This window comes from Microbacterium sp. PRC9, from assembly GCF_031844125.1.
Lineage (GTDB): Bacteria > Actinomycetota > Actinomycetes > Actinomycetales > Microbacteriaceae > Microbacterium.
Map to the genome: position 1 here is coordinate 637,436 of NZ_JAUZUR010000002.1, position 15,669 is coordinate 653,104.

The 15,669-nt window shown below is 71.5% G+C and carries 13 protein-coding genes; 8 read left to right on the forward strand and 5 right to left on the reverse strand.

Annotation, left to right across the window (positions count from 1 at the left end; all coding sequences use genetic code 11):
- The first annotated feature begins 25 nt into the window (after positions 1–25).
- Entirely contained in the window at positions 26–802 is a 777-nt protein-coding gene (locus Q9R33_RS06485; RefSeq protein ID WP_311293200.1) for an FCD domain-containing protein, read from the forward strand.
- Here Q9R33_RS06485 and Q9R33_RS06490 read toward each other — a convergent pair.
- The gene (locus Q9R33_RS06490; RefSeq protein WP_262927523.1) at positions 787–909 is read right to left on the reverse strand and encodes a hypothetical protein; all 123 of its coding nucleotides are present in this window, start codon (positions 907–909) and stop codon (positions 787–789) included. The genes Q9R33_RS06485 and Q9R33_RS06490 overlap by 16 nt on opposite strands.
- A gap of 279 nt (positions 910–1,188) precedes the next feature.
- Here Q9R33_RS06490 and Q9R33_RS06495 point away from each other — a divergent pair, with 279 nt between their 5' ends.
- The gene (locus Q9R33_RS06495; protein ID WP_056368067.1) at positions 1,189–1,833 is read left to right on the forward strand and encodes a 50S ribosomal protein L25/general stress protein Ctc; all 645 of its coding nucleotides are present in this window, start codon (positions 1,189–1,191) and stop codon (positions 1,831–1,833) included.
- A gap of 120 nt (positions 1,834–1,953) precedes the next feature.
- Positions 1,954–2,538, forward strand: a complete 585-nt coding sequence (gene pth, locus Q9R33_RS06500; RefSeq protein ID WP_056368065.1) for an aminoacyl-tRNA hydrolase — start codon at positions 1,954–1,956, stop codon at positions 2,536–2,538.
- A gap of 171 nt (positions 2,539–2,709) precedes the next feature.
- Here pth and Q9R33_RS06505 read toward each other — a convergent pair whose 3' ends face one another.
- Positions 2,710–3,357 carry a hypothetical protein gene (locus Q9R33_RS06505; protein WP_311293201.1) on the reverse strand — a complete coding sequence of 216 codons (648 nt, stop codon included), beginning with the start codon at positions 3,355–3,357 and terminating at the stop codon, positions 2,710–2,712.
- Positions 3,358–3,427: 70 nt separating this feature from the next.
- Between Q9R33_RS06505 and mfd the strand changes: the two genes are divergently transcribed.
- The gene (mfd, locus tag Q9R33_RS06510; protein ID WP_200919454.1) at positions 3,428–7,060 is read left to right on the forward strand and encodes a transcription-repair coupling factor; all 3,633 of its coding nucleotides are present in this window, start codon (positions 3,428–3,430) and stop codon (positions 7,058–7,060) included.
- A 103-nt stretch (positions 7,061–7,163) separates the two neighbouring features.
- On the opposite strand, the gene gdhA is transcribed toward mfd, so the two are convergent.
- A complete protein-coding gene (gdhA, locus tag Q9R33_RS06515; protein WP_311293202.1) occupies positions 7,164–8,546 on the reverse strand; it encodes an NADP-specific glutamate dehydrogenase in 1,383 nt (460 codons plus the stop codon).
- A 128-nt stretch (positions 8,547–8,674) separates the two neighbouring features.
- On the opposite strand from gdhA, the gene Q9R33_RS06520 reads away from it, so the two are divergent.
- Positions 8,675–9,274 (forward strand): gamma carbonic anhydrase family protein, encoded by a 600-nt coding sequence (locus tag Q9R33_RS06520; protein ID WP_310246000.1) that lies wholly within the window; start codon positions 8,675–8,677, stop codon positions 9,272–9,274.
- A 66-nt stretch (positions 9,275–9,340) separates the two neighbouring features.
- Here Q9R33_RS06520 and Q9R33_RS06525 read toward each other — a convergent pair whose 3' ends face one another.
- Together Q9R33_RS06525 and Q9R33_RS06530 are read right to left on the reverse strand one after the other, a co-directional pair.
- A complete protein-coding gene (locus Q9R33_RS06525) occupies positions 9,341–9,511 on the reverse strand; it encodes a hypothetical protein (protein ID WP_157549541.1) in 171 nt (56 codons plus the stop codon).
- Between the two features lie 60 nt (positions 9,512–9,571).
- The gene (locus tag Q9R33_RS06530; RefSeq protein ID WP_310246004.1) at positions 9,572–12,244 is read right to left on the reverse strand and encodes a phosphoenolpyruvate carboxylase; all 2,673 of its coding nucleotides are present in this window, start codon (positions 12,242–12,244) and stop codon (positions 9,572–9,574) included.
- 173 nt (positions 12,245–12,417) lie between these two features.
- On the opposite strand from Q9R33_RS06530, the gene nhaA reads away from it, so the two are divergent.
- The 3 genes from nhaA to hisS are packed head-to-tail and all read left to right on the forward strand — an operon-like array spanning position 12,418 to position 15,639.
- Positions 12,418–13,578, forward strand: coding sequence for a Na+/H+ antiporter NhaA (nhaA, locus tag Q9R33_RS06535; protein WP_311293203.1), 1,161 nt, complete (start codon positions 12,418–12,420; stop codon positions 13,576–13,578).
- Entirely contained in the window at positions 13,533–14,336 is an 804-nt protein-coding gene (locus Q9R33_RS06540) for a MazG family protein (protein ID WP_311293204.1), read from the forward strand. The genes nhaA and Q9R33_RS06540 overlap by 46 nt, the downstream gene beginning before the upstream one ends.
- A 31-nt stretch (positions 14,337–14,367) precedes the next feature.
- Positions 14,368–15,639 carry a histidine--tRNA ligase gene (hisS, locus tag Q9R33_RS06545; RefSeq protein WP_311293267.1) on the forward strand — a complete coding sequence of 424 codons (1,272 nt, stop codon included), beginning with the start codon at positions 14,368–14,370 and terminating at the stop codon, positions 15,637–15,639.
- The last annotated feature ends 30 nt before the right edge of the window (positions 15,640–15,669 follow it).

Sequence of the window (15,669 nt, forward strand, 5' to 3'; positions counted from 1 at the left end):
GACGTCGGTGCGGCACAATCGGACCATGGCCGACACGCCCCACGGCAGTCCCGTTCACGACGCCCTCGTCGAGCGGCTCGGCGCCGCGATCGTGCACGGCGAGCATCCCGCCGGATCGCGCCTGTTGACCACTGCGCTGGCGGAGTCCTCGGGCGCCTCGCGATCGGCGGCGCGTGAGGCGGTGAGGGTCCTCGAATCCCTCGGTCTCGTCCAGGTGCGCCGCAAGGCGGGCATCGAGGTGCTGCCGGTGGAGCAGTGGAACGTCTACGCCCCCGAGATCATCGCGTGGCGCCTCGACGGGCCCGGGCGCGCGCGCCAGCTGCACGAGCTGGGCGAGCTGCGCGGCGCGGTCGAGCCGCTCGCGGCGCGGCTCGCGGCCGCCAACGCGACCGATGCGCAGCGCCAGGAGCTCGTGGCGGCGGCGCTGGGCATGGCGCGTCACGACCAGCAGGCGGCGGAGGCCGAGTACCTCGACGCCGACGTCCGGTTCCATCGCACGCTGCTGAGCGCCTCCGGAAACCCGATGCTCGGGGTGCTCGGGGGAGTGGTGCAGGCGGTCCTCGAAGGCCGCACGCGTCACGCGCTGATGCCGCACGAGGCGAACCCCGATGCGGTGCGCTGGCATCGCGACGTCGCGTTCGCGGTCGCGAGCGGCGAGGCGGACGCGGCGTTCGAGGCGATGTCGCGGATCGTCAGTGAATCCGATGCCGCGATCGACGAGGTCGTCGGGGACGAATTCGCGGGGACGGCCGAGGAGCGTGAGCGCTCAGAACCCGGACGGCGAGGTCAGTCCTTGCGGTAGCCCTGGCGGCCGAGGCTCCAGAAGGCGAGCACCGTGCCGAGAGCGCCGACGGCGGCCATGGCGCCGATGAGCCAGAGAAGAGCGTGGCTAGCGAAGCCGTAGTCCATGGGGTCCTCCGTGTGAGCGGGAAGCAGGTGCGTTCCTCATCGTAGCGGGGGCGCTGGTAGACTCTTGTCCGAACTTCGGCGAGGGATGCCTCGCGCCTGTCGAGCGGCGGGCTGCGGCATCCGTGATCGACGCGGTGATGCCGGCCTCCCGGGCTTTCCTCACGCGCGTGCGTTCGAGTCGAAGACATCCCTGATACCCGGGCCCGCCACCGCGCAGGCCGATTCGGAACGGCCATGCGCCGCCGCAGAAATGGGCCCCGCGCCCGCAAGGAGAACACCATGTCGACTGAGCCCGACACCAAAGTCCACGCCGAGTTCCGCGAGAGCTTCGGCAAGGGCTTCGCCCGCCGCCTCCGCGCTGCCGGCAAGATCCCCGCCGTCATCTACGGCCACGGCACCGACCCTGTGCACGTCGCCCTTCCGGGCCACCAGGTCTCGCTGCTCATCCGCCGCGCCAACGCGGTGCTCGAGCTCGACCTCGACGGCACCTCGCAGCTGACGCTCGTCAAGGACGTCCAGAAGGACCCGGTGCACCAGATCGTCGAGCACATCGACCTCCTCGTGGTGAAGAAGGGCGAGAAGGTCGAGATCGAGGTGCCAATCGTGGTCGTGGGCGAGTCCGCCCCCGGCACCATCGCGAACCTCGACAACACGACCGTCACGGTGCAGGCCGAGGCGACGCACATCCCCGAGCACATCGAGGTCGACGTCGAGGGCCTCGAGGACGGCACGCACATCACCGCGGCCGACCTGAAGCTGCCGAAGGGCTCGGTCCTCGTCGCCGACGCCGAGCTGCTCATCGTCGCCATCTCGGTCCCGGCTGCGGCACTCGCCGCAGAGGAGGAGATCGCCGAGGCCGACGCCGAGCTCGCCGCCGAGCAGTCGGAGGCGTCGGAGGGGGCCGCGGAGGCCGCCGCCGAGTAATCGGACGCCGAGCGATCGGATCGCTTTCCGGCGAGGGGGTGCGGATGCCGCACCCCCTCGCTGCGTCTCACGAGGGGTCTGCGCCGACGACGTGGCGCGGGCTCGGGCAGGATGGATGACATGGCAGACACGTGGCTGATCGTCGGGCTCGGCAACCCCGGCCCCCGCTACGAGCTCACGCGCCACAACGTGGGGCAGCTCGTCGTCGACGAGCTCGCCGGCCGGCGCAGCGAGTCGTTCAAGGCGCACAAGACGAACGCCCGCGTCGTCGAGACGTGGCTGCGCCCCGGCGGACCCAAGCTCATCCTCGCCAAGCCCAACACCTTCATGAACGTCTCGGGCGGACCGGTGGCCGGGCTCGCGAAGTTCTACGGCATCGATGCCGACCACGTCGTGGTCGTGCACGACGAGCTCGACATCCCCTTCGACACGATCAAGCTGAAGATCGGCGGCGGCCACGGCGGCCACAACGGCGTGCGGGACGTGGCGAAGGCGCTCGACACCGCGGAGTTCCCGCGCGTGCGCGTCGGCATCGGCCGCCCTCCCGGCCGCCAGGACGCCGCCGACTGGGTGCTCGACCCGTTCGGCGCCACCGAGCGCAAGAACCTCCCGATCCTCGTCGGCGACGCCGCCGACGCGGTCGAGCAGCTCGTGGCCGAGGGATTGCTCGCCACCCAGCAGAAGCACCACGCCCCCCGCGTCTGACCCCGCGTCGCGCGCACCGCCGCCCGAGGAACCTCAGGTCTTTCCCTCCTCAGCTGAGGGCGAGTGCCGAGATGAGGGCCGTCCCAGGGGTTTCGCTCCGCATTTCGGCTCGCGTCCTCAAATGAGGAGCAGGACACGAGCGGATGCTGTCGCTCCGGGTATCGAGCCGCGTCAGCCGCCGATGCCGGTCCCGGCGGCGAGGCCCGCGGTGAGGAAGCCCTGCACGACGGCGCCGAAGGCGATCGGGCCGAGGGCGGCGATGACGACCGCCGCGATGCCGGCGCCGCGGCCGCGTCCCTTGACGACCGCGATGATCCCCTGCACGAGAGCCCACACGCCGATCGCGGTGCCGATCCAGAACGAGACCTCGCCCATCAGCACCCAGTCGCGCACGGGCGTGAGGACTGACCAGTCGAAGTCGCCGGTGAACGGCCGTGACGACATCTCGCGGCCGGCGCCGAGCCCGATGTTGAAGCTCGCGATCGCGGCCGTCAGGCTCGCGCCGATCGTGGCGACGAGTGCGAGCGCGAGCGCGACGATCCCGAGTGCGCCGCTGCGCTTCACGGGAGCGGGAGCACCGTACGCGATGGCGGATGGTGCCGCCGGCGCCACCGGATAGCCCGCCGGCGGCGCGTAGCCGGGTGGCGGCGCGTACGCGCCCGCCGGGGGAATCGCCCACCCCTGCGGGGTCGCCGCAGCGGCGCCCTGATGCCCGGGGGCGGGGGCTTCGCTCGTCGGGGTCCCGAACGGCGCCGCTCCGGGCGGCGCCCAGCCGCCGGGCTGAGCGGGCGGGTTCTGGGGCGCGTCGGGCTGGCTCACAGCCTCATCCTAGGAGCGGGGCCGCACCGGGGCGGATCCCGGTGTCCGTGGCGGGTCGTAGACTCGTGCGGTGACAGTTCCCGGGATCGTGCGCGCCCTCGAACAGGCTGAGCCTTTCCGGGACGCGCTGGCCGCGGCATCCGTCGATGCCGACTTCTCGCTCGTCGAAGGACTCGACGCCCCTCTCCTCGCGGCTCTGCTCGAGCGTCGCCGTGCTGCGGGCAAGCCGCCGGTCGTGCTGCTCGTCGCACCGACCGGGCGTCGCGCCGAGGCGCTCGGTCCCGCGCTGGGCGCGCTGCTGCCCGGTGCCGAGGTGCTGCATTTCCCCGCGTGGGAGACGCTGCCGCACGAGCGCCTCAGCCCGAGTGCCGAGACGGTCGGTGCGCGCCTCGACATCCTCACGCGCGTCGCGCGCTGGGATGCCGCGACGCCGCTGGTCATCACGGCGTCGGTGCGCGGTGCGATCCAGCCGCTCGCTGCCGGACTCACCGAGGTGGACCCCGTCGAACTCGTGGTGGGCGGCCGCGGACACGACCTCGGCGACGTGTCCACGCGTCTCGTCGAACTGGCATACCACCGCGTCGACATGGTGTCTCGCCGTGGCGAGTTCGCCGTGCGCGGCGGCATCCTCGACGTCTTCCCGCCGACCGCGCCGCACCCGTACCGCGTCGAGTTCTTCGGCGACGAGGTCGACGAGATGAGGGCGTTCTCGGTCGCGGACCAGCGGTCGCTTCCCGGCGAGGTGCGCGCGGTCACTCTTCTGCCCAGCCGCGAGCTGCTGCTGACGGATGCCGTGCGCGGCCGTGCCCGCCAGCTCAAGGACGAGTTCCCCGGCCTTGCGGGCATGCTCGAGAAGATGTCGGAGGGCATCCCGGTCGAGGGCATGGAGTCGCTGCTGCCCGCCGTCGTCGACCGCCTCGTCACCCTCGTCGACTACCTGCCCGAGGGCTCCGCGGTCGCGCTGGTGGATCCAGAGCGCGCCGTGACCCGCGCGATCACCCTCGGAGAGACGAACCGCGAGTTCCTCGAAGCGGCATGGAGTGCGGCGACCGCGGGCGCGAGCACGCCGATCGACCTGGGCGCCGGAGACTTCCTGACCCTTCCCGAGCTCCGCGAGGCGGCCCGCGATCGCAGCGGTGTCTGGTGGACGCTCAGCGCGTTCGACTCCGGACACGCGGATGCCGCCGCGGAGGGTCTCATCGACGACGACATCGACGTCGCCCTCGAGGCTGCAGCGGCCATCCGGGTTCCCGGTTCGGCCGTGCCCTCGTTCCAGGGCAACGTCGAGGGCGCCACCGATCACGTGGGCGCACTGCTCGCAGACGGCTGGCGCGTCGTGGTGGCAGCATCCGGAGCCGGACTCGTCGAGCGCGCCCGTGACGTGCTCGCCGAGCGCGGCATCGCGGCGCGCAAGGTCGACGAGGTGCTGCACGCTCCCGAGCCCGGCGTCGCGCACGTGGTCGTGAGCGTGCTGGAGCGCGGGTTCGAGGTCCCCGACGCGAAGCTCGCCGTCCTGACCGAGTCGGAGTTCTACGGCCGCACGATCGGCGGCGACAACCGCGTCGTCAAGAAGCTCGCGTCGCGGCGCAAGGCCGTCGTCGACCCCCTGCAGCTGAAGGCCGGCGACTACGTGGTGCACGCGACGCACGGCATCGGCAAGTTCGTCGAGCTCACGCAGCGCGAGGTGTCCAGTGGCGGGCGCAACGCGGTGAAGAGCGTGCGGGAGTACCTCGTGCTCGAGTACGCGCCCTCCAAGCGCGGCTATCCGGGCGACAAGCTCTTCGTGCCCACAGATCAGCTCGATCTGCTGTCGCGCTACGTCGGCGGCGAGGCGCCGGCCCTGTCGAAGATGGGCGGCAGCGACTGGGCGCAGGCCAAGAGCAAGGCGCGCCGCGCGGTGCGCGACATCGCGGTCGAGCTCGTCAAGCTCTACTCCGCGCGCATGGCCTCGAAGGGGCACGCGTTCGGACCCGACACGCCCTGGCAGCGCGAGCTCGAAGAGGCGTTCCCGTTCGCGGAGACGCCCGATCAGCTGCAGACGATCGACGAGATCAAGGCCGACATGGAAAAGCCGATCCCGATGGACCGGCTGCTGTCGGGCGATGTCGGCTTCGGCAAGACCGAGGTGGCGGTCCGTGCCGCGTTCAAGGCGATCCAGGACGGCAAGCAGGTCGCGATGCTGGTGCCGACGACGCTCCTGGTCAAGCAGCACCTCGAGACGTTCACTGAGCGCTTCGCGGGCTTCCCGGTGAAGGTCAAGGCGCTCTCGCGATTCCAGACCGACAAGCAGGCACGTGAGGTGCTCGCGGGGCTCACCGACGGCACCGTCGACATGGTCATCGGCACCCACCGCATCCTCACCGAGAAGGTGATCTTCAAGGACCTGGGCCTGATGATCATCGACGAGGAGCAGCGGTTCGGCGTCGAGCACAAGGACCAGCTGAAGAAGCTCAAGACCAACGTCGACATCCTGGCGATGAGCGCGACGCCGATCCCGCGCACCCTCGAGATGGCGGTCACCGGCATCCGCGAGATGTCGACGCTGCAGACGCCGCCGGAGGACCGGCACCCGATCCTGTCGTACGTCGGCCCCCGCAACGACAAGCAGATCGCGGCCGCCATCCGCCGCGAGCTGCTGCGCGAGGGCCAGGTGTTCTACGTGCACAACCGCGTGCAGTCGATCCAGCGCGTCGCAGCCGAGCTGGCCGAGCTGGTTCCCGAGGCGCGCATCGCGGTGGCCCACGGGCAGATGGGGGAGCACGCGCTCGAGGAGGTCGTCGACGCGTTCTGGGAGCGGCGATCCGACGTCCTGGTGTGCACGACGATCGTCGAGACCGGCCTCGACATCTCGAACGCGAACACGATCATCATCGACCGCGCCGACAAGTACGGTCTCAGCCAGCTCCACCAGCTGCGCGGTCGCGTGGGCCGCGCGCGCGAGCGCGCCTACGCGTACTTCCTCTACGACGACCTGAAGCCGCTCAGCGAGACGGCCGCCGACCGCCTCGAGACGATCGCCGTCAACAACGACCTCGGCTCGGGCATGCAGGTGGCGCTGAAGGACCTCGAGCTGCGCGGCGCGGGCAACCTCCTCGGCGCCGAGCAGGCCGGTCACATCGCCGGCGTCGGGTTCGACCTGTACCTCCGCATGATCGGCGAGGCGGTCGCCACCTTCCGCGGGGATGAGACCGAGGGGCCGACCGAGCTCCGGCTCGAACTGCCCGTGCAGGCGCGCATCCCCGATTCGTACATCGACAGCGAGCGGCTCCGCCTCGAGGCGTACCAGAAGCTCTCGGCCGCGGCATCCGTCACCGCCCACGCCGACGCGATCGACCTCGTCATCGAGGAGCTCACCGACCGCTACGGCGAGCCGCCGTCGGAGGTCGAGGGTCTGCTCGCCGTCGCGCGCCTGCGCCGCCGCGCCGGGCAGGCCGGCCTCGCGGACGTCGTCGCGATGGGCCCGAACCTGCGCATCGCCCCGGCGAACCTTCCCGACTCCATGCGCGTGCGCCTGCAGCGCCTGCACCCGAAGGCCAAGCTCGTCGCCGGGGGAGAGGCGATGATCGTGCCGCTGCCGTCGGCGGGCGGCGAGCCGCTGGGCGACGACGAGCTCATCGCGTGGGTGGCCCAGCTCATCGAGCAGCTGTGGCCCGAGAAGAAGGCGGAGACGGATGCCGCGGCCCGGCCGGCAGCGAACGCCTGACGCCGTCGTTCTCGACATCAGGAGATCTGGTGGAGGCAGGACGAATCGCGTGCGATCGTCCTGCGCTCGTCAGATCTCCTGATCTCAGCGAGTGGCAGAAGCGTCAGATGACGCCCTGCGCGAGCATCGCGTGCGCGACGCGCTCGAAGCCCGCGGAGTTGGCGCCGACGACGTAGTCGCCGGGGCGGCCGTAGCGCTCGGCGGCCTGGAACGCGGCGTCGTGCACGTCGGCCATGATCGCGCGGAGCTTCGCCTCGCTGTCGTCGAAGCTCCAGCGCTGACGTGCGGCGTTCTGGCTCATCTCGAGCGCCGAGGTCGCCACGCCGCCGGCGTTGGCCGCCTTGCCCGGGCCGAACAGCACGCCCGCCGACTGGAGCAGTTCGATCGCCTCGGGGGTCGAGGGCATGTTGGCGCCTTCCGCAACGGCACGCACGCCGTTGGCGATGAGGGCGCGGGCATCGCCCTGGTCGAGCTCGTTCTGCGTGGCCGAGGGGATCGCGACGTCGACGGGCACCTCCCACGGGCGCGCGCCCTCGACGTAGCGGGCGCCGGGTCGGCGCGCGGCGTACTCCGAGATGCGGGCGCGCTCGACCTCCTTGATCTGGCGCAAGAGGTCGACGTCGATGCCGGCGTCGTCGACGACGTAGCCGGAGGAGTCGGATGCCGTGACCGGCGTCGCGCCGAGCTGGCGGGCCTTGTCGATGGCGTAGATCGCGACGTTGCCCGATCCCGAGATGCCCACGCGCTTGCCGTGCAGCGTCTCGCCGTGGACGCCGAGCATCTCCTCGACGAAGAACACGGCGCCGTAGCCGGTCGCCTCGGTGCGCACCTCGGCGCCGCCCCACTGCACGCCCTTGCCGGTGAACATGCCCGACTCGTGGCGGTTGGTGACCTTGCGGTACTGGCCGAACAGGTAGCCGATCTCGCGGGCTCCCACGCCGATGTCACCGGCGGGCACGTCGGTGTGCTCGCCGAGGTGGCGGTAGAGCTCATTCATGAACGACTGGCAGAAGCGCATGATCTCGGCGTTCGAGCGGCCGTGCGGGTCGAAGTCGCTGCCGCCCTTCGCGCCGCCGATGCCCTGGCCGGTGAGCGCGTTCTTGAAGATCTGCTCGAAGCCCAGGAACTTGATGATCGAGAGGTTCACCGACGGGTGGAAGCGCAGGCCGCCCTTGTACGGGCCGAGCACCGACGAGAACTGCACGCGGAAGCCGCGGTTGACCTGCAGGCGGCCGGCATCGTCGACCCACGGCACGCGGAACAGGATCTGACGCTCGGGCTCGACGAGGCGCTCCAGGATGCCGCCGTCGACGAACTCCGGGTGCGCTTCGAGCACCGGCGAGATCGACTCGAGCACCTCGTGCACGGCCTGCAGGAACTCGGGCTCGTTCGGGTTGCGGGCCTCGACGGTGTCGAGGACGAGCCGGATGGATTCCGCCGAGGTGAGGGATTCGGTGGGGGACGCGGTCGAGGGCGCAGAGGGCATGGTGGAGCTTTCGAGGTGGAGCGGTGCGCGGGGGTGGCGCTCCTTCACCCTATCCACGGTCACGGCGTCGATCGCACGTGTGACGGCCGCTACGCTGGCCACATCCACGAAGGCGGGAGGCGCGGCCGATGCGGTTCGAGCACCTTGGGGCACAGCCCCGCATCCACCCCGACGCGGTCGTCGCGGCGACCGCGGTGATCAGCGGCGACGTCGAGATCGGCGCCGACTGCCAGATCCTGCACGGCGCCGTGATCACGGCCGAGGGCGGTGCCATCACCCTCGGCGCGAACGTCATCGTGATGGAGAACGCGCTCATCCGTGCCACCGCGACCAATCCGGTGCACATCGCCGACCACGTGCTGGTCGGCCCCATGGCGAGCGTCTCGGGCGCGGTCATCGAGGAGGAGGTCTTCCTCGCGACGGGCACGCGCGTGTTCAACGGCGCGCACATCGGCGCGCGCAGCGAGGTGCGCATCAACGCCGTCGTGCACCTGCGCACGACGCTCCCCGCCGAATCGACGGTGCCGATCGGATGGGTGGCCGTCGGCGACCCGGTGCAGATCCTGCCGCCCGACCGCCATGAGGAGATCTGGGCCGCACAGCGCGAGCTCGACTTCCCCGGCTACGTCTTCGGCCTCGACCGCGAGACCCCCGACCTCATGGTGCAGCTCACCGAGCGCTACGGCCGCAGCCTCGCCCGCCACGCCGGCGACCGCCGCGTGGAGTGACGCCCGCCCGCGCGGACGACGAGAGGAACGGATGCTGCGAGCCGCAGCATCCGTGAATCCCCGACGTCAGTCCCAGGCGAGGCCGCAGTCGCGGCAGCAGAACTCGAGGCGGTCGACCGAGCCGTCGTCGAGGTGGCCCCGACGCTCCCACTCGATCCGGAACCACCTCGGTTCGCTCGCCCGCACATCGAGCGACCCGCACCAGGGGCAGACTTCGGCGACGACGATCCGTGCCATGGGCGCCACGGTACGCCGGGCTCTCGGCGATCCCGGTTGCGACGCGCGGCGCCGTGCGGGTCAGCCCGTGTTCTGCAGTCCGGCCGCGACACCCGAGACCGACAGCAGCAGCAGGCGCTGCAGCTCGGGATCGACCGGCGCGCCCTCGGGAGCCTCCCGGAGCGCCCGCAGCGCCCGCAGCTGGAGCAGCGAGAGCGCGTCGACGTAGGGGCTGCGCATCTTGACGGCACGCTGCAGCACGGGCTTGTTGCCGAGCAGCTCGGTCCCGCCGGTGATGCGGATCACCCAGTCGCGCGTGAGGTGCATCTCGTCGCGCACGAGCGCCGCGAGGTCGTCGCGGTCGCCCAGCTCGAGGTAGTGCAGCGCGATGCGGTCGTCGGTCTTGGCGAGGCTCATGGCGACGTTGTCGATGAGCGTCCGGAACAGCGGCCACTCCTGGTAGGCCCGCTGCAGCAGCGGCTCGTCGCCGACCGCCTCCAGCGCCGTGCCCAGGCCGAACCAGCCCGCGAGGTTGATGCGCGCCTGCGTCCACGCGAACACCCACGGGATGGCGCGGAGGTCTTCGAGGGACTCGACCGACAGACCGCGGCGGGCCGGCCGGGAGCCGAGGGCGAGCAGGCCGATCTCCTCCATCGGCGTCACGCGGGCGAACCACGGCGCGAATCCAGGGGCCTTCACCAGGGAGAAGAAGCGCTCGCGCGAAGCCGCGTCCATCGTCGCGGCCACGTCGGCGTACGTCGCCGCCGCGGTGCGGTTGCGCTCCTCGTTCGAGGGCGACGACGCGAGCAGGATCGCCGCGGCGACCTGGTCGATGTGGCGCATGGCGATCGCGGGGTCGCCGTAGCGGGCGAAGATGACCTCGCCCTGCTCGGTGAGCTTGAACCGGCCGTCGACGGAGTGCGGCGGCTGCGCCATGATCGCAGAGTTCGCGGGGCCGCCGCCGCGCCCGAGGGCGCCGCCGCGACCGTGGAAGAGGGTGAGCTCGATGCCGTTCTCGTCAGCCCACGCGGCGATCTTCGCCTGCGCCTCGTACAGCGCGAGGTTGGCGGCGACGGGGCCGACGTCCTTCGAGGAGTCCGAGTAGCCGAGCATGACCTCGAGGCGACGCCCGGTCGCCTCCAGGCGTGCGGCGAATTCGGGGTGCTCGACGATCTCGGCGAGGATGCGGGGCGCGGCCTGCAGGTCGGCGAACGTCTCGAACAGCGGGATGACATCCAGCACGGGCGGCGTGCCGTCGGGGCCGACCGCGTAGGCGGCGAGCCTGTGGACGTTCGCCAGGTCCTGTGCGGACTGCGTGAACGACACGATGTACCGACCGGCGGCACGCGGGCCGTAGCGCTCCTGCAGGAACCCCACCGTGCGCACGACGTCGAGCACCTCTTCGGCGAGCTCGCTGCGCGGCGCACCCGACTCGAGTTCGGCGAGCACCTTGGCGTGCACGGCCGAGTGCTGACGCACTTCGAGCTCGGTGAGATGGAAGCCGTAGGTCTCGACCTGCCACAGCAGCTGCTGCAGGTGGCCGTAGGCCTGACGAGGCGCGCCCGCCTGCACGAGCGAGTCCTGCACGACGCGGAGGTCGGCCAGCAGGTGCTCGGGGTCGCGGTACGCGAGGTCGGCGTTGCGCGCGCGGGTCGCCTCGATCTTGCGAGCGATCAGCAGCAGGATGCGGCGGTGCGGCTCGTCGGGGGAGCGTTTGGCGATGTCCTTCGCGGCGTCCTCGTCGGCGGCCTTGAGGCGCCGCCACAGCGCGAGGAGGGCATCGCTCGGCGGCGTGGTCGACGCGTCGAGCGTCATCGTGCGGCCGATGCGGCTGGTCGTGCGCGCCAGGCCGATGAGCACGTGCTCGCTCGCGATCGCGGAGGCCTTGCGGGTGACGGATGCCGTCACGAACGGGTTCCCGTCACGGTCCCCGCCCACCCACGAACCGACGCGCACGAACGGGCGCACGACCGGTGCGCGTCCGCCGGCGGCGGGTCCCTGCAGGGCGTCGTCGACGCGGCGGTACACGTGGGGGACCGCCGTGTAGAGCGTGTCGTCGAACACGGCCATGACCGCGCGCACCTCGTCGGTGGGGGCGGGCTTCTCGGGCCGCAGCGGCGCGGTGCGCCACAGGGTGTCGATCTCCTCGAGCATGCGACGCTCGGCGCGGCGCTCGTCGGCGCCGCCGCGCAGCGACGCGTCGTGCTCCTCGAGAAGGGTCGCGAGGCGGCGGATGCTGGTGGACACCGCACGGCGGCGGGCCTCGGTCGGGTGGGCCGTGAACACCGGGTGGAACCGCATGCTCTGCAGGCGCTTCAGGGCGGTGTCGTCGCCGACCTCGGCGGCCAGGCGCACGAACGCGGCCGCGACCGAGTCGGTGGCCTGCTCGCGGTCGGGGCGCCCGTCGCGTTCGCGCAGCACGCGCACCCGCTGGTGCTCCTCGGCGAGGTTCACGAGGTGGAAGTACGCGGTGAACGCCCGTGCGACCTCGTCGGCGCGGGCGATCGTGAACGAGTCGGCGATGGCAGCGGCGCGGGCGAACGCCTCCGGCGTCTCGTCGGTGTACGCCTGGATCGTCGCGGTGCGCAGGCGCTCGACATCCTCGTACAGTCCCGGCGAACCGCTCTCGCGCAGCACCTGACCGAGGAGCGTCCCCAGCATGCGGACGTCGCCGCGCATCTGCTCGGGGATCGCCTGCTCCGCCTCGTACCGCCCGACGAGGTCGATCGCTTCGGTGTGGGTGAGTTCACGCATCTCTCCAGGCTAACGGCGCGCTGTTTCCCGGAAGTGACGGTGGACGCTGTGTGACGATCGGTCGGGGCCGTCGCTCGGAGGTGCCGCGGACACGCTCGCTACACTGACCGTGGAGCGCCGGGAAGTCTGGTCGGCACGTCCTCGTCGACCCGCGATCCCCTCCCGGAGGCCAGATGTCGCTTCTCCGCTCCGCCCGTTTCCCCGCGATCATCCTGCTCCTCGCGGCGGGTCTCGGCCTGTTCGTCGCCAACTCGGCGTGGGGGCCCGCCGTCGACGACGCGATGCACGCGTACCTCGGCATCCCGGGCGTGTTCGAGCTCAGCCTCTCCCACTGGATCAAGGACGGACTGCTCGCGGTCTTCTTCTTCGTCGTCGCGGTCGAACTGCAGTACGAGCTCACCGCCGGCCAGCTCAACTCGGCACGCAAGGCGCTCCAGCCCGCGATCGCCGCCGCCGGAGGCGTGCTGATCCCGATCGCGATCTACGCCGCGATGGCGTGGGGATCGGACGCGTCGGCCGGCTGGCCCATCCCGACCGCGACCGACATCGCGTTCGCGCTCGGAGTGCTCGCGGTGTTCGGCCGCGGGCTGCCGTCGGCCCTGCGGGTGTTCCTCCTCGCGCTCGCGATCCTCGACGACATCGTCGGCATCGTGTTCATCGCGGTCCTCTTCACGACCGGGGTGAACGTCGCGGCGCTCGCCGGAGCCGCGGTCGCGGTCGTCGGGTTCGGCATCCTGAGCAGACAGCTCGACACCCGTGCCCGCGTGCCGATCGCCATCGTCCTGGCGCTGCTGGCGATCGCCACCTGGGTGCTCGTCTACCTCTCGGGTGTGCACGCCACCATCGCCGGCGTGGCGCTCGGGCTGGCGATGGCCCAGCGCCCGGCGCTGCGCGTGCGGCATGAGCTCGAGCCGTGGGTCAACGTCATCGTGCTCCCGGTGTTCGCGTTCTCCGCCGCGCTCGTGCTGATCCCGTCGGTGCCGCTGTCCGCTCTGTCGCCCGCGTTCTGGGGTGTGCTCGTCGCGCTGCCGGTCGGCAAGGTCGTCGGCATCTCGCTGTTCGGGTGGGTCTCGCTGCGCATCGGGCTCCGAGGGAGTGCACCGCCCCTCGCCTTCGCGGACCTGTTGGCCGCCGGCGCGCTCGGCGGCATCGGGTTCACGGTGTCCCTCCTGCTCTCCGAGCTCGCGTTCTCCGACGAGGCGGCGCTCCGCGACCAGGCGACGCTCGGAGTGCTCGCAGGTTCCATGATTTCGCTCCTCCTGGCCGCAGGGCTCGTATCGTGGCGGGCATGGCACTATCGACGCCGGACGGCGGCAGCATCCGTGACGACGTGACCGCACCCCGCTCGCCGGGCGCCCCCGACCCTCTCCGCGAGGCGGCCGATGTCATGCGCGCCGTGCGCGACCGCTGCGTCTGGACCCAGCAGATCGACCACCGTGCCCTCGTGCCCTACCTCGTCGAGGAGAGCGCAGAGCTGATCGACGCCGTCGAGGACGGCTCGCGGGAGGAGCTGCGCGAAGAGCTCGGCGACCTGCTGTGGCAGGTGCTGTTCCACTCCGAGATCGCCTCGCGCGACGAGGACGACCCCTTCGACATCGACGACGTCGCCCGCGGGCTCACCGACAAGATGGTGCGCCGGCATCCACATGTCTTCGGCGACGCCGTCGCGACGACACCGGAGGAGGTGCTCGTCCACTGGAACGCCGCGAAGGCCGCGGAGAAGCACCAGCGTCGGTCGGTCCTCGACGGCGTGAGCGAACGGATGCCGAGTCTCGCGCTCGCCCAGAAGCTCCTGTCGAAGGCGTCTCAGGTCGGCCTCTCCCGCACCGTCCCCGCCCCCCTTTCGCTGAGACCCCAGTCGGGGGACGAGACCGCGGGGAACACCCAAGGTCTCGTCCCGCCACTGTCGTCTCACGGGGAAGTCCCGGGTCGGCTCGCGTCGGAGGCAGAACTCGGCGACGCGCTCCTGGGCCTCGTCGCGACCGCCCGAGCCAACGGCTGGGACGCCGAGCGCGCGCTGCGTGAGCGCCTGCGCGGTCTCGAGCGCGACATCCGCGCCGCCGAGGGCACCCCGGAGGACCTGGAAGGATAGGTGCGTGGCATCCGTCAATCCGCCGCGCGGCATGCGCGACTTCCTCCCCGCTGAAAAGGCCCGTCGCGAGAGCGTGCTCGCCGTCATCCGCGAGCGCTACCGCGCGCACGGCTTCGACGAGATCGAGACGCCCGTCATGGAGGAGTACTCGCGGCTGCACGCCGGCATCGGCGGCGACAACGAGAAGCTCGCCTACAACGTGCTCAAGCGCGGTCTCGACGCCGAAGCGATCGGCGCCGCGGCCGACGACCCGGCCGCCCTCACCGACCTCGGCCTGCGCTACGACCTGACCGTTCCGCTGGCCCGGTTCTACGCGACGAACCGCGGCCAGCTGCCGTCGGTCTTCCGCTCGATCCAGATCGCGCCGGTGTGGCGCGCCGAGCGCCCGCAGAAGGGCCGCTACCGCCAGTTCGTGCAGTGCGACATCGACATCATCGGCGACGCGTCCGCGCGCGCCGAGGCCGAGCTCGCGGTGGCCACGCTCGACACGCTCGATGCGCTCGGGCTCGAGGGCGGCAGCATCCGCATCAACGACCGCCGTGTGCTCGACTGGATGCTCGACAGCTTCGGGTTCGACACCGCGGAGCGCCCGGGCGTGCTCATCACGATCGACAAGCTCGACAAGCTCGGCCCCGACGGCATCGTCGACGAGCTGCGCGAGCGCGGCGCGACCGCCGGCGCTGTGGACGCGTTCGCGGCGTTCCTCCGCCGCCCGACGACCCTGGAGTACAACCCGTACGGCGAGCGGCAGATCCGCAAGGCTCTGCCCGAGGGCGCGCCCGATGAGATCGTCGCACACCTCGTCGGCATCGGCGCGGCGGTGGCGGCCGCCCGCGGCGCGCAGACCGAGCTCGAGGGCGACATCCCGCTCGTGTTCGACCCCTTCCTCGTCCGCGGCATGGGCTACTACACCGGCACGATCTTCGAGCTCGCGCACCCCTCGGTCGACTACTCCCTCGGCGGCGGTGGCCGCTACGACGGCATGATCGGCCGCTTCCTCGGCCAGGACGTGCCGGCCGTCGGGTTCTCGATCGGCTTCGAGCGGATCGTCGACCTGGTGGCGGAGCGGACGGATGCTGCGGCCCCGGCCGTCGTCCTCGTCCACGACCGCGACGTCTCCGAGGGGGAGCTCCTCGCGCTCAAGGCCGGGCTGGTGCGTCAGGGGTCGCGTGTGCGTCTCGAGCAGCGGACCAAGAACCTCAAGGCGCTCCTCGAGCGCGCGGCATCCGACGGGTACACCGCCTTCGCGACGGTGTCCGCCGGCACCTCCGCAGACGCCCTCGAGGTCAAGCCGCTCGGGTAGTGTCAACTGAATCTTGACACGGAGTCGGTG